The organism is Bacillus cereus group sp. MYBKT111-2 (genome assembly GCF_051915205.1).
GTDB lineage: Bacteria > Bacillota > Bacilli > Bacillales > Bacillaceae_G > Bacillus_A > Bacillus_A paranthracis.
This window is the reverse complement of sequence record NZ_JBQAEG010000001.1, coordinates 346,437-362,948: the sequence shown is the minus strand read 5'-3', so window position 1 is coordinate 362,948 and position 16,512 is coordinate 346,437. Positions and strand designations below refer to the sequence as shown.

The window sequence follows — 16,512 nt, the reverse complement described above, 5'->3', positions numbered from 1 at the left end:
AAAAATTGAATAACCATACTACAACTACGAGGAAGAGTGAAGAGGTGAATGAAAATTGGAACAAACAATTTATATTAAAATGCGTAATCGATTAAAAGTTTCTCCTACGTATGAAGTAAAGCTGGGAGATGTTGCTCAACTTGCCGGAGATGCTGCAGTAGTTCAGTCGTTACAGGATGAGGTAATTTATAAAATTACAGCGCGTGATAAAACGCATGTTGTAATTGATGTTATGAAAATAATTGAGATTATTAGGCGAAAAACCGCTCATATACAAATTAATTTACTCGGTTCTGGACAAACTCTTGTTGAAATTATATATGAAAAAAAGAAAGTACATCCGATTTTTTTCGGACTTGTATGGTTGTTACTTTTCATTGGAGCAGCTCTTGCCATCATATATTTTCATGAAGATGTAAGCATGCAACAAGTGCACCAACGGTTATATTACATGATTACGGGAAAATTTAAGGCGCAACCACTTTTATTTCAAATTCCTTATTCATTAGGTCTTGGGCTAGGCATGGTTTTATTTTTTAATCATGTATTTCAAAAGCGTATTAATGAAGAGCCGAGTCCGTTAGAAGTGGAGATGTTCCAATACCAGCAATCACTTGACCAATATGTAATTGTTCATGAAAACAAGGATAATATGAAAAAACTTACCGATGATTGAGTCTGGATTCGTTATTTTAATTGCTTTAGCAGGAGGAATTGCTGTAGGTAGCGGATATGTTGCGTTTTTAGCTGTACTTGGTATAATCCCTCGTCTAGCTCAATTAACGAGAAGTGGAAAGCACATTCAATATTTTGAGTGGGCAGTTATTGCAGGTACATTAACAGGAGCTTGGTGTAGTTTGAAAAACATTACATTTCAAACGTCGCAATATTGGCTTGTTATATTAGGAATATTTTGTGGCACATTCATTGGAATGCTCGCTGCCGCATTAACGGAAGTGTTAAATGTTCTACCTATTTTAGCGAAACGAGTAGGGGTAGAGGGGAAGATTGTTGTTTTACTCGTTGCTCTTGTGCTTGGAAAAGTAATAGGCTCGTTGTTTCACTGGATTTATTTCGTAAAGTAGGAGGCAATATATAAATGACAGGGCGAAAACTAAAGGACGATTACGTAAATAAAGTGAAGGAATACCATCCGAAGCCAAATTATTTTTTAAATTGTGTTAAGGCATTTTTTGTAGGTGGATTCATTTGTACAATCGGAGAAGTATTGATGAAATTTTATATACATTATTTTCATTTTAGTGAACAAGAGGCAGGGAATCCAACAGTCGCAACTCTTGTACTATTATCGGCGATTTTAACAGGTTGTGGTGTATATGATAAAATCGGTCAATTTGCTGGAGCAGGTTCGGCCGTACCTGTTACGGGATTTGCGAATTCTATGGCAAGTGCTGCGCTAGAGCATAAGAGTGAAGGAATTGTGCTTGGGGTTGCTACAAACATGTTTAAGCTAGCGGGAAGTGTAATCGTTTTTGGTGTTGTCGGTGCGTACATTATTGGGTTAATAAGATATACTTTTAAAATTTTTATGTCTTAAAGGAGGGGCTAGTATGAGGTTGACAGGAAAACAAACGTGGGTATTTCAAAATGATATTTATGTGAATGCAACCGGTACTGCCGTCGGTCCAAAAGAAGCTGAAGGCCCTCTTGGAAAGGAATTTGATATTTCATATGATGATTTACATTGCGGAGAGGAAAACTGGGAGCTTGCGGAACGAAGATTAATGTCAGATTCTATTCAACAAGTCATGCAAAAAGCAAATGTAGAAACATCACAAATTGATTTCTTTTTAGCGGGTGACTTATTAAATCAAACAGTAACAGCAAATTACGTTGCGCGTAAGTGGGGAATTCCCTTTTTAGGCATGTTTAGTGCTTGTGCGACCTCGATGGAGACTTTAGCGGTCGGATCAGCCTTTATAGATGGCGGATTCGCAAATCGTGTTTTAGCGACGGTAAGTAGTCATAATGCAACAGCTGAAAGACAGTTTCGTTATCCAACAGAGTATGGGGGACAAAAACCAGGAACAGCAAATTCCACTGTTACAGGTGCGGGATCCATATTAATTAGTAAAGAAAAAAGTGCCATTAAAATCAAGGCGGCTACGATTGGAAAAGTGCAAGATTTAGGAATTGCGAACCCTTTAGATATGGGATCGGCGATGGCACCTGCTGCAGCTCATACAATTCAGCAACATTTTGAGGATTTGAAGAGAAGTGCAGCCGATTACGATTTGATTGTTACCGGTGATTTATCAGCTATTGGGACACCAATTGCGAAACAACTGTTACTGGAAGAAGGTTATGATATTGGGCATATATATAACGATTGCGGATTAATGATTTATGATCCCGGTCAAGAAGAAGTATTTGCTGGTGGTAGTGGTTGTGCTTGTTCAGCTGTTGTCACATATGGTCATTTATTAAGCGAGATGCAAAAAGGGAATTTACAACGAATTTTTGTCGTTGCTACTGGTGCGTTATTAAGCCCGATGATGATGCAGCAAAAAGAAACAATTCCAACAATTGCACATGGTGTCGTATTTGAGAGAGTGAAGGGAGAGTGAATTGTGGATTATATATATGCATTTCTTGTAGGAGGCGCTATTTGTGTAGTTGGGCAAGTATTGTTAGATTTCGCAAAGTTAACACCAGCCCATTTAATGGCTACCTTTGTAGTCATAGGAGCAGTTTTAGATGGATTCGGATTGTACGATAAGCTTATAAAGTTTGCTGGTGCTGGGGCGACAGTTCCTATTACAAGTTTTGGACATTCCCTATTACACGGGGCAATGCATGCTGCAGAGAAACACGGATATATAGGGATTGGTATGGGTATGTTTAGTTTAACGTCTGCAGGTATTTCAGCAGCAATATTATTTTCATTTTTTGTAGCACTTATATGTAAACCGAAAGGATAAATCAAATGAGACGAAGGGTTGTTTTGGTCACAGATGGAGATGAATATGCAAAGCGAACAATTGAGCTTTTAACGAAGGAATTTGGGGGAAGGTGTATTTCAGCATCACAAAGTAATCCAACCAAATTGACAGGGAAGAAAGTTGTTGAGCTTATTATGCAAACGCCATATGACCCTGTATTTGTCATGTTTGATGACAGTGGATTTATTGGAGAAGGATCTGGTGAAAAAGCTTTAAAATATGTAGCCACGCATAAACAAATTGATGTACTTGGGATTTTGGCAGTAGCGTCTAATACACACCATTGGGAATGGGCACGTGTAGATGTAAGTGTAGATCGGAACGGGAATTTAACGGAATATGGTGTTGATAAATTTGGACTTCCAGATGGTGAAATTGGCAGAATTAGCGGAGATACAATTTATTGTTTAGATGATTTGAATGTTCCCGTCATTGTTGGTGTTGGTGATATTGGTAAGATGTGTGGAAACGATGAATGGGAGAGAGGCTCACCAATTACGAAAAAAGCAATTCAGTTAATTTTGGAAAGGAGTGGATTTTATGACGAAGCCTAAAAAAATAGATATTCCGATTTCAACTTTCATAAGTGACAATGAAAATTATTTAAAACAAACGGCTGGATTAGGCGTCACATTTGATGTTGGTATTCGTAAATTTCAAATTTTGAATAAAGAAATTGCAGTGTTATTCGTAAATGGACTTTGTGATACAAATTATATTATTCCTATTTTAGAAGAAGCTGTGGATACGAATGAAATAAGGGATGTTGAAGAAGATACTGTAAAGCTTTTAGAGAATCGTTTAATTCATCAGCAAGTAAGTAAAGTGAAAACGATGGATGAAGTAATGCTTCAAGCGTTATCAGGGCTTATTGTTATATTTGTGGAAGGCGAAACAGAAGCGTTCGTGATAGATGTTCGTAGCTATCCAGGACGAACACCGACAGAGCCAGATACTGAAAAAGTAGTACGCGGTGCGAGAGATGGATTTGTTGAAAATATCGTTGTAAATACAGCGTTAATTCGTAGAAGAATTCGAGATCCACGTCTTCGAAATGAAATTATTCGAGTAGGGGATCGATCGCAAACGGATATTTGTATTACATATGTACAAGATGTTGCAAATCCAGATTTAGTAAAGATTATAAAACAAGAATTAAATAATATCGATGTCGATGGCATTACGATGGCGGATAAAACAGTGGAAGAATTTGTTGTAAAGCAAAGCTATAATCCATTCCCGCTTATTCGATATACAGAAAGACCGGATGTAGCAGCAAATCATTTATTAGAAGGACATGTTCTAGTACTAGTTGATACATCACCGAGTGCTATGATTACGCCAACAACATATTTTCATCATTTACAGCATGCAGAAGAGTTTAGACAAAATCCAGCTGTCGGAACATTTTTACGTTGGGTACGCTTTTTAGGTGTTTTATTCTCCTTGTTTTTACTACCGTTTTGGTTAGTGTTTGTATTTGATCCAACTCTTTTACCAGAAAATCTTGCTTTTATTGGACCGACTAAGATGACACATTTACCAATTTTATTACAGGTGATAATGGCAGAAGTAGGACTTGAATTTTTAAGGATGGCAGCCATTCATACTCCAACGCCGTTATCGTCAGCAGCAGGATTAATTTCTGCCATATTAATTGGTCAAATAGCAATCGATGTAGGTTTGTTTGTACCAGAAGTTATTTTGTATGTAGCAGTTTCTATGATCGGTGCTTATGCAACACCGAGCTATGAATTAGGGCTAGGGAATAAGGTTGGAAAATTATTTGTTATTATTTTAACAGGTCTCTTCCATGAGATGGGCTTTGTAATTGGTATGACGATATTGATTTTATTTTTAACGTCTATAAAAAGTTTGCAAACCCCTTATTTATGGCCGTTTTTACCATTTGATTGGGGCGCATTAACAAAAATTCTACTCCGTCCGACGATGTCTAGTTTAAAAGTACGACCAAGTATTGTAAGACCTCAAAATGTAAAAAGACAAAAATAAACGGGATTATACACCCGTTTATTTTTTTAGCAAAAATTTATTGTTTTTTAACAAAAATCAAACATTTTTTGTGTACACTTAGAGTAGATATTGTGTATGGAAGGGGAAGAGGACATGATTAAATTATTTGTAAGTGATTTAGACGACACGCTCGTTTACAATGTAAATCATATGCAAAAAGAAGATGAACGTGCAATTTGTTGGTTAGCTGAAAAAGGGACAAATATTTGTTTTGCCTCAGGCCGCTTTACTCATCGAATTGATGAAGTCGTAAATAGGTTTGAATTCCCATATTACACAACTGGCTTAAATGGAGCGACAATGTTACTTCCGGATGGGAATTTATTTTATGAATCGAGTTTTGAAAATACGGTTGCCCAGGAAATATATCAATATATACATAAAAAAGGACTAGCGGATATTGTTTGTGCAAATGAGCAGCGATATACAAAAAGGAAGAATGAACATCACCATAATTTTGAAGCGTATATGGGCGTGCATATCGCTGAAATTGAAGCGTTAGAAGAGGAATTTGGTAAAACTGTACATCCTGCGAAATTGTTTGTTTTTGGGGAAGAAGAGACAATTGAAGCATTAGATCAAGAATTACGAAATACATTTCAGAACGAAGCGGAAGTTTTTATGTCTGGTAAACGCTATGTTGACATTATGCCAAGGGGAGTAAGTAAAGGGAGTGCTTTAAGACGACTAATGGAACATTTGCAAATTGAAGCAAATGAAGTTGCATGCATTGGAGATTCTTTCAATGATATTTCTATGTTTGAAGTAACCCCGCATTCATTTACTCTGCACCATGCTCATCCATATGTGAAGGAGAAAGCGAATCATATTGTTCGTTCGGTTGAAGAAGCTATTATGAAATTGCCGTTACTTGTATAAAAAAGAAGCTCGCTACTAGCGAGCTTCTTTTTACTTGAATAACGATTTAACAAAATCAATGATACTTGAGAAGAAATCTTTCACTTTATCTAGGAAACTTTGCCCTTCTTCAGATCCTAAAAAGGCAGAAACGTGTTCTTTTGCTTTATTTAACTGACTGCCAACTTGATTCCAATCAATGTTAAGATTTTTCATTTTATCAAATAGAGCAACTAAGTTATCTAACTGTTCATCCGTTAATGTAATACCAAGTTGATCCGCAATTTTTTTAATTAATGAACGTAAATCTTCAGTCGTTTTTGGCTGCTCTTTCGCAATTTCTTCTTTAATTTTCGCAACAAGTTGAACTGCTTTTTCTTCACCAATTTTATCGCCGAGCTGGGATGTTTGCACCATTTCTTCATTGGCTACTTTTTTTACTTCCTCAGGAATTGCTTTGTTTGATGTTGTTTCATAGGCTTTCATTAAACCAGTTAAAGCAGCAGTTCCAGAAACTTTAAATGGTGCAGTAATTTGAATTTCTGCATCTTTCACACCTGCTGTAATAAGTGCGTTTGTGTACATTGCATCTGTTATTGAATTAATGTTTTTTGAACGTACAATGAGACCAGAACCTGGCTTTGTGTATGTGATCATAGAAGAGGAAATTGCTCTCGTACCAATTTGCGCTTTTGGAACAATCCCTTCTAGAAATTTATGTTCTTCCGCATTAGACACAGTAATAATTGTAGCATCTTTTGGTGCTTTCATTTCTTTTAACAGATCTTGTTTTTGTTGTTCAGACAAGTTTTCTCCTAGTGTAACAATTGATTCTCCTTCGATGATGTCTGCAAACGAAGCTGTTGGCATAATAAATACTGCTACAGCTAATAGCAGAGCTAGTAATTTCGTTTTCACGAAAAATCGCTCCCTTTCTCTTTCTAAAATTTTCGGGCAACACAGTTATTATAGTATATATTTCTTATTTGTCACCTAGCTTTTTCCACATTTCAAAAAAGAAGTATGTAGATTGTCGGATTCTTTTTGTTTCTAGTCATGAATGTGGTAATATAGTGCTGAGATAGTTGAAAGGAGACATATACGTATGAAAACTTTAGGATACATAGTAATGGAAAATGGTGAAAAAATCGATTTGGAATTTTTCCCAGAAGAGGCACCAAAAACAGTAGAAAACTTTAAAAAACTAGCAGAGCAAGGATTTTATGATGGTGTGACATTCCACCGCGTTATTCCTGGCTTCGTAAGCCAAGGTGGAGACCCAACAGGAACAGGTGCGGGTGGCCCAGGTTACTCTATCCCATGTGAAACTGATGGAAATCCTCATAGACACCTTGTAGGATCACTTTCTATGGCTCATGCTGGCCGTAACACAGGCGGTAGCCAATTCTTTATCGTTCATGAGCCACAGCCACACTTAGATGGTGTACATACTGTATTCGGTAAAGTAACAAGCGGTATTGAAACAGTATTAAACATGCGTCAAGGTGATGTAATGAAAGAAGTTAAAGTTTGGGAAGAATAAGTGAATGAGAAAAGAGAGCTATTGCTCTCTTTTTTTAATAGGAATGGGTATTTCGTTTACGGTACATGATACAAGTAGTAATGTGATTGTAGTGAAAATAAGTCGCTTATGAGAACAAAATATTAACAAATTACATAGAATACATTAGATTACACATTTCAATAAAAGTTGTTTATTACATTCATTTTGCTAGAATTCATCTGCTCTAAGGTGATGAATAGTGAAGTGATAATGAGCGGTGGATGTTTCTTTTCACTTTCATATAACAGTGTTTCTTCTTTTATCTACTTAACAAAAATAGTAATGAAACGTATATTTGACTTTCTTCTTTTCGCTTTGTATGATTATCAAGTTGTTTTAAGCTCTTCTCACTCTGTTGAAAATATTGTAAAATGAATGTGATATGAAAAGAGTGATTGAGGGGATTTAATAGTTTGTAACTTTTGTAAGAAGGGATAAGGGTTATGTTAATTCGTTTTAAAAAAAGTTATGAAAAGATTGCAATGGGGCTTCTTTCATTTATGCCAACTGAAAAAGATGTGAAAACATTACAATTGACTATGAAAGATTATGAAGCAAAGGATGATTGGCAATTGTATTTGTGGAAACAAAACGAAGATTTTGTTGGGATAATGGGGATTGTAAAAAAAGAGAATCAAGTTTTGGAAATTCAGCATTTGAGTGTGAATCCATCTCACCGTCATATGGGTATTGGGACGAAGATGGTTCAAGAGTTAAAGAGTAAATTTCTTGAATTTACAATTTGCGGAAATGAGCAAACAGCAAGTTTTTGCAAAAAGTGTAAAGGGCTTGAACAAAATATACATTCGTGAAAGCAGAGATAAGTAGTTTATTATCTCTGCTTTCTTTTTTGTAATTGTTCGTTTCGTTCAGCGATGACTTCTGTTCGATCACGTAATGTGTGCTTATGTATTATAAATTCATTAGAAGTAGCATTCACGTCTTTCCAAGGAAGGTTTTGTTTCTGACATAATTCTATGCAGTACTTTTCTAATGTTGTATCCGACAATGGTAAAAATAACGGTGTAAAACTTTCTTTTTTCTGGATAGATTGCAATTTATCTTTGAGTAAGAACAGAAGTTGTGCCTCATTTATTCCTAAACGAAGTAAATGTGCACTGTTTTTTTCTAAAATCGTTATGGCGCTTTTCATCATCTTCTCTGCGCCATTCCAGTTAGAGCGTCTGTGATGGTATAAAGAAACTGCAATTTGAATGAGGCCGACTAAATAATGATCCCGATTTCCTCTCGGTTTTGTTTTCCAATATTCTTCCAGTATTTCGTGGCATTCAAAATAATCATAATCTCCGTGAAAATGAATTAAAAACTGTATGTATTCCGTAGGATACATTTTCTTCGCCCCTATCTAACGGTTATAAGTATAAGTTTATCATAGAAATATGAACAATAAACGACTAGGGAATTTCTCCCTAGTCGTTATTGTTCATATTAGCAGAAGCAAGCTGCCCCTACAATAATGAGTAAAATAAACAATACAACAAGTAATGCGAACCCACCGCTAAAACCACAATCAACGTGACCCATAGTTTTTTGACCTCCTACATTGTTCTTACTACACTGTTATCATATGAAGTGGTGGGCATGATGCCATAGGCATAGGTCTATTTTTAATTAAATTTCTTAAAAAGGTTGGATAGAACATGAGTATGCTCTATACTTATGTTGTTATAGAAAAAATGTGGTGGGATGCTTTGTGCAGTATAATTTTAAAGTAGAGGCTTTTGAAGGGCCTTTAGATTTATTGTTACATTTAATACATCGTTATGAAATTGATATATATAATATTCCTGTAGCGGAAATTACAGAGCAATATTTATCTTATGTTCATACGATGAAAGAACTACAATTAGATGTTGCAAGTGAGTATTTAGTAATGGCTGCAACGTTATTACAAATTAAAAGTAAAATGTTGTTGCCGAAACATGAAGAAGATGTACTTGATAACGGTGATGACTTTATAGATGATCCTCGTCGAGAATTGATGGAGAGGTTAATTGAATATAAGAAATATAAGCAAGTTGCTACTGAACTAAAAGAAAGAGAACAAGAAAGAGCACAGCTATATACACGTCCGCCAATTGATTTTACATCGTTGCAACAAGAAGAGGAGACAAGCTTGCCTCTTGATGTTACGTTATATGATATGCTAGCGGCATTTCAAAAATTAATGCGCCGTAAAAAAGCAAAGAAACCTGTGACAACACGTATTACTCGTCAAGAAATACCAATTGAACAGCGTATGACAGATATTTTAAAGCTGTTAGAAATACAAGGTGGTCGTCAAAGTTTTTATGATTTGTTTGTTGATGATGAACGGGAAATAATGGTTGTAACATTTTTAGCGGTTCTTGAGCTTATGAAAAATCAACAAATCGTAATTGAACAAGAACATAATTTTGATGAAATTTTCGTATCAAGCTATACTAAATCTGCATAGAGTTAGTATGGAAAATGGGATAGAAATAGTATATCTCATGCTAGGTTTGAATGTATCGTTTGGAACAAGAGAAAAAATATTGAACCGAACGCATTGATTGTGATTCGGTTTTTTGATGTGTATTTTTATGGAGAAAATAGGAGGAAGGAGCTCGTAAGATGGATAGAACAGAACAGAAATCAATCATTGAAGGGCTTTTATTTGTTTCTGGTGATGAAGGGATTTCTCCTGAACAAATAGCAAAAGTCCTTGAAATTGAAGGAAACGAAGTAATCGATATTTTAGAAGAAATGCAAAAAGAATGTGAAGGTGCACACCGAGGTTTGCAAATTGTACAGTATGCAAAAGTATATCGTTTTGCTACAAAGAAAGAACATGCGTCGTACTATCAAAAACTAATAGATATCCCAACAGCTGCTTCACTCTCTCAGGCTGCGCTAGAAACGTTAGCAATTGTTGCATATCGTCAACCCATTACAAGAACAGAAATGGAAGAGATTAGAGGAGTAAAAACCGATAAGGCGTTACAAACGTTAGTATCACACTTACTTATAAAAGAAATGGGAAGAGCAGAAGGACCTGGGCGTCCGATTTTATATGGAACGACGAAAGAATTTTTAGACACATTTGGATTAAAAACATTAGATGATTTACCTCCGCTTTCTGAAGAAAACGAACAAATGAATGAAGCGGATTTATTCTTTGGTTCTTTACAAGAGATATCGAAATAAAAGCTTAGCATTTTGCTAAGCTTTTTTTTGTATATCAATTATATACCGTGCCATACTAATTGAAAAAAGGAGACGAGTTATGAGAGGTATACGAAGTATTTTATTATTAGTTTCTGTTTTGTTATGCTTTTCTTTAAATAGTGCATCGGCAAAAAGGTATATGATGTCTATTCATACCGCGTCTCCTTTACATATGCAGCGGCAACATTTTGGTAAAATGAAAGTGAGTTTCTTAAAAGTTGGGCAAGGTGATGCAACACTTATTATATTGCCAAATGGACAAACGATGTTAATTGATGGAGGACCTTATGAAGCTGGTGAGGTTATCATCCAAAAGCTAATTGAAAAAGGAATTAACCATTTAGATGCTATCGTCAGTACTCATCCTGATATGGATCATATTGGAGGGCTCATTCCGATTGTAGAGCAAATGCCGGTATCACTTATATTAGATAGTGGAAAAACATATAGTTCTCTTACTTATCATACGTATCGAAATCATATAAAGAAAAGGGGAATCCCTTTCATTTCAGTAAAAGAGGGCCAATACATACCGCTAGATCCGCATGTTTCCATACAAGTATTAAACAATGGGAAGTCCAAAGATGAAAATAATGAATCTTCAATTGTATTAAAGGTTCGGTATGGTAAGGCAGATTTTTTACTAATGGGTGATGCTGATGTGCGGACGGAAACTGAAATATTAAAGCAATTTGATGTACATGCAGATGTGCTAAAGGTGGGACATCATGGCTCATATACTTCAACAAGTGAAAGGTTTATAAAGAAGGTAGAACCACAGTTCGCGATTCTTTCTTATGGTAGCAAAAATCCGTATGGGCATCCGCATCAAAGTGTAGTGAGACGATTAAAACGGCGTGGTATAATGATGTATGGAACAAATAAGCGTACAGTAGAAATGGAAACAGACGGCGAACATATTACAATAGGGTCTAGCGGATTAATGCCATTACTTAAGTGATTCATACGTTAGATGATATAGTTCCTTTTTGGAAAAAATGAATAACATATATTATAATTGCGAGAGACGTACTAAGCTTCCTTTTTGTTAAGCAAAGAGGAAATTTCATTAGAATGTATAGACAACTACTCGTGCATATATTAAGATGGAATTAGGCGAATAAGGTAATAATAACAAGTAGGTATTTCATGGGAAAGGATCGATGAAAATGAAAACGCAAGTTGTCATCAATGCCAAAATTTATACAGGTCAAGAAGTAGTAGAAAACGGATTTATTCGTTACGCAGAAACAATTAAAGAAATTGGTTTGATGGCTCAATATGTATCACAAGAAAATGAAACTGTTTTAGATGCGGCAGGGAAAATTGTGATTCCAGGTATGATTGATGTTCATATTCATGGTGGATACGATATTGATGCGATGGATGCAAATAGCGATGGGTTAGTAACTCTAGGGAAAGAAATGTTAAAAGAAGGAGTTACAACTTACTTCCCAACAACAATGACACAAGCTCCAGAAGCAATCGAAGCAGCACTACATGCTGCGAAGGAAGCGAAAGAAAAAGGAGCACATTTCGAATATATTCACTTAGAAGGACCGTATGTTTCAAAGAAACGTGCAGGTGCACAACCACTTGAACATATTGTTCCTGCGAATATTGAACAATTTAAACAATGGCAGGAAGCAAGCGGAAATTTAATTAAATTAGTAACATATGCACCTGAAGAAGAAGGTGCGTTAGAGTTTGAGCAATATCTTGCTGAAACTGGTGTTGTTGGCACAATGGGACATACCGATGCAATTGATGCGCAACTAAAAAATAGAAACATTACACATGCAACGCATTTATACAATCAAATGCGTGGATTACATCACCGTGAACCAGGAGTTGTTGGTCATGTGTTATTAAATCCAGATGTAATGGTTGAAGTAATTACAGATGGTATTCACATTCACCCGGATATGGTGAAATTAGCATATAAATTAAAAGGACCGAAAAAAGTAAGTGTTATTACTGATGCAATGCGTGCAAAAGGTCTTGAAGATGGATTATATGAGCTTGGCGGACAGCCAGTACATGTAAAAGATGGTAGTGCTCGATTAGAAGATGGAACGTTAGCTGGTAGTATTCTAAAAATGGATCAAGCTTTCCGAAATGTAATTGAATTTACAGGTTGTTCAATCGAAGATGCAGTACTAATGACATCAGTGAACCAAGCAGAAGAGTTTGGATTAAATAATAAAGGTGCATTAGCGGTAGGAAAAGATGCAGACTTTGTTGTGATGAATGAAGATTTACATGTATATGATACGGTTCGTTTAGGAATTCATATGAAGGAAGGGAAGTAATGAAATGAATATTCTTGTTGTAAAAACTCCAGAAGAACTAGCAGAAGCAGGTTATAAATTAATTGAAGAAGTTGTAAAAACAAAAGAAAATCCAACATTAGGAATGGCTACAGGAAGCTCTCCATTAGGTATTTATGCAGAAATGCGAAAAAATAAACTTGATACAAGCCGTGTAACCACTGTAAACTTAGATGAGTACGTAAATTTACCACATGAAGATAAAAACAGCTATCACTATTTCATGCAAGAACAGTTGTTTGATCATCTTCCATTTAAACAAACTTATGTACCAAACGGGATGGCAAGTGATTTAGAGGAAGAGTGCAAACGTTACGAGGGCATTCTAGCTGCTAACCCAGTTGACCTACAGATTCTTGGAATCGGTGAAAACGGTCACATCGGATTTAACGAACCAGGAACACCGTTTAATTCTCCAACAAACATTGTTGAATTAACAGAATCTACACGCCAAGCAAACCTTCGCTTCTTCGAAAAAGAAGAAGATGTGCCAACTCATGCAATTACAATGGGAATTGGAAGCATTATGAAAGCGAAACAAATTCTACTTGTTGCTATGGGTTCTAAAAAGGCAGAAGCTGTTAAAGAATTATTGCAAGGTGCATATAGTGAAGCGTGTCCTGCTACAGTTTTACAACGTCATCCGAATGTAACCGTAATCGCTGATCAAGAAGCTCTATCTTTATGCAGTGAGGCGATTGCTGATGAACATCGACAAGTATTCACCATTTCCGATCTATTATCAGATTCAAGAGTGGGTGAAACAGCTAATTGAGGACGGCGAATGGAAGCCGGGAGATAAAATCCCATCTGAGAATGAACTTTGCGATAAGTTCGAAGTGAGTCGTATGACAATCAGACAGGCGATTAATAATTTAGTGGAACAAGGTTATTTATATCGGAAACGTGGAATCGGTACGTTTGTCCAACTTCCGAAAGTGGAACAAAAACTGCAAGGAATGACAGGATTCACGGAAGATATGATTTCTCGTGGGATGAACCCAAGTAGTCAATTATTAAGTTTCCGCCTAGTTCCAGCTACTGCGAAAATAGCAGACCGGCTGAGAATACAGGAGGGAGAGTCGGTTTATGAAGTGAGGCGTATTCGCTTAGCTGACGATGAACCGATTGCTTTTGAGACGACATATTTGTCGCCAGCTCTTGTAAAAGATATTAACGAAGAAATATTGCAACAATCTTTATATGAACATTTAGAGAAAAAACTGGGCTTCAAACTTGTTAGCGCTACTCAATCAATTGAAGCTTCAATTGCAACGGATAATGAAGCGGAACATCTGCATATTCCTAAAAAGGCGCCAGTGCTTGTCATGCGTCAATGGTCATATTCAGAAGGTGAAGTACCGTTAGAGTATGTGAAATGTATTTATCGTGGAGATCGTTATAAGTTTATTACAAACATCGCACGTAACAAATAATATATTTCAGTTTGTGAAGTACAGTAAATGTCAAATTGTTTAACATGTAAAGAAAAAATACGACTCATCCTTACAAGGAGTGAGTCGTATTTTTATTATGAGCAATTACGTGGTTAACAGCTTCTTTAACTGTATTTACTACATAGTGAGCGTGTTCTTTTACTGCGTCATCTGCTTGAGCCATAGCAAAACTGTGAGGAGTTAGAGCAAACATTGGAATATCATTATAAGAATCCCCTATGCAAGCAACTTCCTCTGGTTGTAATTGAAACTCTTTTAATAAAACAGAAATAGCAGAACCTTTACTAATATTAGGTGGCATTACATCTAAGCATTGTTCTGCTGAAATGAATGTACTAACTTTTCCATGAAATTTTTCATCAATTTTTTTCTGAAGGAGTTGTAAGCTCTCCTTTGTTCCACCGACAGAAATTTTATTCGGGAAAATTGTATCATCTATTTTCTGTAATAAATTTGGTTCTTCGACAGAAGTCATCGTTACTTGTTGCTCAAGTTCGTGAATAAACGGTGTTTTTTCTTCAATGTAGTAATTATGTTCATCACTAACATAACGGAAATAAGGATCTTCATTCGTCATGTGTAACAATTCAGGAAGAATGCTGGAATCAAAAGTTGCAGATAATAGCTGCTTATTTTCATTTGTATATACAAAAACACCATTAACACTAATGCGGTGGAAATTTGTATTTACAGCTTTCATTAAGTCTGCAATTTCATTATCAAGTCGGCCAGAAGCGAAACAAAGAATCACATTTTGTTCAGCAAGACTACGAAGTGCTACAATATCCTGTTCGTCAATTAAACCTCCGTGTTGCATCATTGTACCGTCGATATCACTTACAAACATTTTAATCATGTTGTTATCTCCTTTCTATGTACAGTTGCTCTTACATTATACGCATCATATATAAACATGTCTAAAAAATGAATTTTTATGAAATGGTAGATGTTTTACATTGACGACAAAGAAGAATGTTCTGTAACATAAAAGCAGGCTATTTAAGTACGAGGGTGGTGTTATATGAGTAATTATCTAGAAATTAAAAAAGTTTTAAATAATAATGTCATCATTGCTAGCCATCCTGAACATGAGGAAGTAGTAGTGATTGGTAAAGGAATTGGATTTGGGAAAAAAGCGAAAGATGTATTGGAGCAAGAACAAATTGAAAAAATGTTTGTTCTAAAAAATGAACGTGATCGTGAACAATACAAACTGCTAGTTCCACATGTGAGTGAAAAATTAATTGAATTAATGAATGATATTATGTTCTATATTCAAGAAAAAGCAAAATCTCCATTGAATGAACATATTCATATCGCTTTAACAGATCATATTTCTTTTGCAATTAAGCGTTTAAAACAAGGGTTTACAATTGATAATCCTTTTTTAGTTGAAACGAAAATGCTCTATCCAGAGGAATATAAAATTGCTGAAGGTGTTGTAAACCTTTTAAATTCTCGTTTGCAAATTACATTGCCAGAAGGAGAAATCGGGTTTATTGCACTCCATATTTACAGTTCACTTACAAATTCAGATTTATCTTCAGTTAATCAAAACTCCCGTCTCATTGCACAGCTTGTATCTTTAATTGAGACGAACTTACAAATTACATTAGACCAAGAAAGTATTCACTATTTACGCCTTATTCGTCATCTTCAATATGCTATTGAGAGGGTGAAAAAAGGAGAAAAAGTAGAGGAATCGCAAAGTTTTGCTGATTTATTAAAGGCGGAATATCCTGTCTGTTATAATTTAGCTTGGAAGCTAGTTAAGGTTATGCAAAAAGAATTGCAACTTCCTGTTTATGAAGCAGAGAGTATATATTTAACGATGCACCTGCAGCGCTTAGTGAAGGCAGAGCATGTGTAAAAAGACATATATTTTTGTCGAAAATGAAAACGTTAAAAAAAATCATTGAATCGCTTACAATAGTTATGTATAATAACTATTGCAAAGTTATACAAATTTCGACAAACACATTAAGGTATAAAACGAAAACGTTTGCCTTAATTATAGTGAACTTATACGTAAACCTATTTTTGACACGTGTTACTGATTCGATCAGGCATGAGTGGAGAAAAGTAAGGAATGTAAG

General features: G+C 35.6%; 22 protein-coding genes. 18 read left to right on the top strand and 4 right to left on the bottom strand.

Translation table 11 applies throughout. The features are described 5' to 3' along the window. The first annotated feature begins 55 nt into the window (after positions 1-55). The 8 genes from spoVAA to ACTFNE_RS01810 all read left to right on the top strand — a co-directional run bounded on the left by spoVAA (position 56) and on the right by ACTFNE_RS01810 (position 5,876). On the top strand, positions 56-676 hold the full coding sequence (spoVAA, locus tag ACTFNE_RS01845) for a stage V sporulation protein SpoVAA (protein WP_046197878.1): 621 nt from the start codon (positions 56-58) through the stop codon (positions 674-676). Continuing rightward, a complete protein-coding gene (spoVAB, locus tag ACTFNE_RS01840) occupies positions 669-1,085 on the top strand; it encodes a stage V sporulation protein SpoVAB (RefSeq protein ID WP_000572932.1) in 417 nt (138 codons plus the stop codon). The genes spoVAA and spoVAB overlap by 8 nt, the downstream gene beginning before the upstream one ends. Positions 1,086-1,099: 14 nt before the next feature. Further along, entirely contained in the window at positions 1,100-1,558 is a 459-nt protein-coding gene (spoVAC, locus tag ACTFNE_RS01835) for a stage V sporulation protein AC (RefSeq protein ID WP_046197879.1), read from the top strand. A 13-nt stretch (positions 1,559-1,571) separates the two neighbouring features. Continuing rightward, a complete protein-coding gene (gene spoVAD / locus ACTFNE_RS01830; RefSeq protein ID WP_001241148.1) occupies positions 1,572-2,588 on the top strand; it encodes a stage V sporulation protein AD in 1,017 nt (338 codons plus the stop codon). A 3-nt stretch (positions 2,589-2,591) separates the two neighbouring features. Beyond that, positions 2,592-2,942: a stage V sporulation protein AE gene (gene spoVAE / locus ACTFNE_RS01825; RefSeq protein ID WP_000384637.1), complete on the top strand. Its 351-nt coding sequence runs from the start codon at positions 2,592-2,594 to the stop codon at positions 2,940-2,942. Between the two features lie 5 nt (positions 2,943-2,947). Further along, positions 2,948-3,517 carry a stage V sporulation protein AE gene (locus ACTFNE_RS01820; RefSeq protein WP_001254415.1) on the top strand — a complete coding sequence of 190 codons (570 nt, stop codon included), beginning with the start codon at positions 2,948-2,950 and terminating at the stop codon, positions 3,515-3,517. Further along, a complete protein-coding gene (gene spoVAF / locus ACTFNE_RS01815; protein ID WP_000165582.1) occupies positions 3,504-4,976 on the top strand; it encodes a spore germination protein SpoVAF in 1,473 nt (490 codons plus the stop codon). Before ACTFNE_RS01820 ends, spoVAF begins: the two co-directional genes overlap by 14 nt. A 96-nt stretch (positions 4,977-5,072) precedes the next feature. Further along, the gene (locus ACTFNE_RS01810) at positions 5,073-5,876 is read left to right on the top strand and encodes a Cof-type HAD-IIB family hydrolase (RefSeq protein WP_046197880.1); all 804 of its coding nucleotides are present in this window, start codon (positions 5,073-5,075) and stop codon (positions 5,874-5,876) included. Between the two features lie 30 nt (positions 5,877-5,906). Here the strand turns inward: ACTFNE_RS01810 and ACTFNE_RS01805 are convergent, their stop codons facing one another. Further along, positions 5,907-6,773, bottom strand: coding sequence for a DUF1002 domain-containing protein (locus ACTFNE_RS01805; protein ID WP_000850502.1), 867 nt, complete (start codon positions 6,771-6,773; stop codon positions 5,907-5,909). 187 nt (positions 6,774-6,960) lie between these two features. Here ACTFNE_RS01805 and ACTFNE_RS01800 point away from each other — a divergent pair, with 187 nt between their 5' ends. The 3 genes from ACTFNE_RS01800 to ribT all read left to right on the top strand — a co-directional run bounded on the left by ACTFNE_RS01800 (position 6,961) and on the right by ribT (position 8,231). Next, positions 6,961-7,398 (top strand): peptidylprolyl isomerase, encoded by a 438-nt coding sequence (locus ACTFNE_RS01800; protein WP_000853792.1) that lies wholly within the window; start codon positions 6,961-6,963, stop codon positions 7,396-7,398. Between the two features lie 213 nt (positions 7,399-7,611). Continuing rightward, entirely contained in the window at positions 7,612-7,794 is a 183-nt protein-coding gene (locus ACTFNE_RS01795) for a hypothetical protein (protein WP_041184137.1), read from the top strand. 68 nt (positions 7,795-7,862) lie between these two features. Then, positions 7,863-8,231 (top strand): GNAT family N-acetyltransferase RibT, encoded by a 369-nt coding sequence (gene ribT / locus ACTFNE_RS01790; protein WP_000908397.1) that lies wholly within the window; start codon positions 7,863-7,865, stop codon positions 8,229-8,231. A gap of 20 nt (positions 8,232-8,251) precedes the next feature. Here the strand turns inward: ribT and ACTFNE_RS01785 are convergent, their stop codons facing one another. Together ACTFNE_RS01785 and ACTFNE_RS01780 are read right to left on the bottom strand one after the other, a co-directional pair. Then, positions 8,252-8,770 carry a DUF309 domain-containing protein gene (locus ACTFNE_RS01785; protein ID WP_000283586.1) on the bottom strand — a complete coding sequence of 173 codons (519 nt, stop codon included), beginning with the start codon at positions 8,768-8,770 and terminating at the stop codon, positions 8,252-8,254. 98 nt (positions 8,771-8,868) lie between these two features. After that, complete coding sequence (locus tag ACTFNE_RS01780) at positions 8,869-8,964, bottom strand: YjcZ family sporulation protein (RefSeq protein WP_000510194.1); 96 nt, start codon at positions 8,962-8,964, stop codon at positions 8,869-8,871. A 169-nt stretch (positions 8,965-9,133) separates the two neighbouring features. On the opposite strand from ACTFNE_RS01780, the gene scpA reads away from it, so the two are divergent. From scpA to phnF, 6 genes are all read left to right on the top strand, one after another. Next, positions 9,134-9,877, top strand: coding sequence for a segregation/condensation protein A (gene scpA, locus ACTFNE_RS01775; protein WP_270705462.1), 744 nt, complete (start codon positions 9,134-9,136; stop codon positions 9,875-9,877). 158 nt (positions 9,878-10,035) lie between these two features. Then, complete coding sequence (gene scpB, locus ACTFNE_RS01770) at positions 10,036-10,608, top strand: segregation/condensation protein ScpB (RefSeq protein ID WP_000376222.1); 573 nt, start codon at positions 10,036-10,038, stop codon at positions 10,606-10,608. Between the two features lie 79 nt (positions 10,609-10,687). Continuing rightward, on the top strand, positions 10,688-11,590 hold the full coding sequence (locus ACTFNE_RS01765) for a ComEC/Rec2 family competence protein (RefSeq protein ID WP_001214089.1): 903 nt from the start codon (positions 10,688-10,690) through the stop codon (positions 11,588-11,590). Between the two features lie 208 nt (positions 11,591-11,798). Then, positions 11,799-12,941 (top strand): N-acetylglucosamine-6-phosphate deacetylase, encoded by a 1,143-nt coding sequence (gene nagA, locus ACTFNE_RS01760; RefSeq protein WP_001983978.1) that lies wholly within the window; start codon positions 11,799-11,801, stop codon positions 12,939-12,941. A gap of 4 nt (positions 12,942-12,945) precedes the next feature. Further along, positions 12,946-13,734 carry a glucosamine-6-phosphate deaminase gene (nagB, locus tag ACTFNE_RS01755; RefSeq protein WP_001024206.1) on the top strand — a complete coding sequence of 263 codons (789 nt, stop codon included), beginning with the start codon at positions 12,946-12,948 and terminating at the stop codon, positions 13,732-13,734. Then, a complete protein-coding gene (gene phnF, locus ACTFNE_RS01750; RefSeq protein WP_002194085.1) occupies positions 13,664-14,395 on the top strand; it encodes a phosphonate metabolism transcriptional regulator PhnF in 732 nt (243 codons plus the stop codon). Before nagB ends, phnF begins: the two co-directional genes overlap by 71 nt. A 70-nt stretch (positions 14,396-14,465) precedes the next feature. Here the strand turns inward: phnF and ACTFNE_RS01745 are convergent, their stop codons facing one another. After that, positions 14,466-15,272, bottom strand: coding sequence for a Cof-type HAD-IIB family hydrolase (locus tag ACTFNE_RS01745; protein ID WP_000594236.1), 807 nt, complete (start codon positions 15,270-15,272; stop codon positions 14,466-14,468). 165 nt (positions 15,273-15,437) lie between these two features. Here ACTFNE_RS01745 and glcT point away from each other — a divergent pair, with 165 nt between their 5' ends. After that, positions 15,438-16,286 (top strand): glucose PTS transporter transcription antiterminator GlcT, encoded by an 849-nt coding sequence (gene glcT, locus ACTFNE_RS01740; protein ID WP_000073863.1) that lies wholly within the window; start codon positions 15,438-15,440, stop codon positions 16,284-16,286. Positions 16,287-16,512: the final 226 nt, after the last annotated feature.

What these genes read in the sequence shown, in the direction of transcription:
- spoVAC (WP_046197879.1), top strand. Translation starts at nt 1,100, where the DNA reads ATGACAGGGCGAAAACTAAAGGACGATTACGTAAATAAAGTGAAGGAA.
- scpB (WP_000376222.1), top strand. Translation starts at nt 10,036, where the DNA reads ATGGATAGAACAGAACAGAAATCAATCATTGAAGGGCTTTTATTTGTT.
- ACTFNE_RS01745 (WP_000594236.1), bottom strand. Translation starts at nt 15,272, where the DNA reads ATGATTAAAATGTTTGTAAGTGATATCGACGGTACAATGATGCAACAC.
- ribT (WP_000908397.1), top strand. Translation starts at nt 7,863, where the DNA reads ATGTTAATTCGTTTTAAAAAAAGTTATGAAAAGATTGCAATGGGGCTT.
- ACTFNE_RS01795 (WP_041184137.1), top strand. Translation starts at nt 7,612, where the DNA reads ATGAATAGTGAAGTGATAATGAGCGGTGGATGTTTCTTTTCACTTTCA.
- ACTFNE_RS01810 (WP_046197880.1), top strand. Translation starts at nt 5,073, where the DNA reads ATGGAAGGGGAAGAGGACATGATTAAATTATTTGTAAGTGATTTAGAC.
- ACTFNE_RS01765 (WP_001214089.1), top strand. Translation starts at nt 10,688, where the DNA reads ATGAGAGGTATACGAAGTATTTTATTATTAGTTTCTGTTTTGTTATGC.
- glcT (WP_000073863.1), top strand. Translation starts at nt 15,438, where the DNA reads ATGAGTAATTATCTAGAAATTAAAAAAGTTTTAAATAATAATGTCATC.
- spoVAF (WP_000165582.1), top strand. Translation starts at nt 3,504, where the DNA reads ATGACGAAGCCTAAAAAAATAGATATTCCGATTTCAACTTTCATAAGT.
- ACTFNE_RS01820 (WP_001254415.1), top strand. Translation starts at nt 2,948, where the DNA reads ATGAGACGAAGGGTTGTTTTGGTCACAGATGGAGATGAATATGCAAAG.
- spoVAB (WP_000572932.1), top strand. Translation starts at nt 669, where the DNA reads ATGATTGAGTCTGGATTCGTTATTTTAATTGCTTTAGCAGGAGGAATT.
- nagB (WP_001024206.1), top strand. Translation starts at nt 12,946, where the DNA reads ATGAATATTCTTGTTGTAAAAACTCCAGAAGAACTAGCAGAAGCAGGT.
- nagA (WP_001983978.1), top strand. Translation starts at nt 11,799, where the DNA reads ATGAAAACGCAAGTTGTCATCAATGCCAAAATTTATACAGGTCAAGAA.
- ACTFNE_RS01785 (WP_000283586.1), bottom strand. Translation starts at nt 8,770, where the DNA reads ATGTATCCTACGGAATACATACAGTTTTTAATTCATTTTCACGGAGAT.
- ACTFNE_RS01780 (WP_000510194.1), bottom strand. Translation starts at nt 8,964, where the DNA reads ATGGGTCACGTTGATTGTGGTTTTAGCGGTGGGTTCGCATTACTTGTT.
- spoVAD (WP_001241148.1), top strand. Translation starts at nt 1,572, where the DNA reads ATGAGGTTGACAGGAAAACAAACGTGGGTATTTCAAAATGATATTTAT.
- ACTFNE_RS01800 (WP_000853792.1), top strand. Translation starts at nt 6,961, where the DNA reads ATGAAAACTTTAGGATACATAGTAATGGAAAATGGTGAAAAAATCGAT.
- phnF (WP_002194085.1), top strand. Translation starts at nt 13,664, where the DNA reads ATGAACATCGACAAGTATTCACCATTTCCGATCTATTATCAGATTCAA.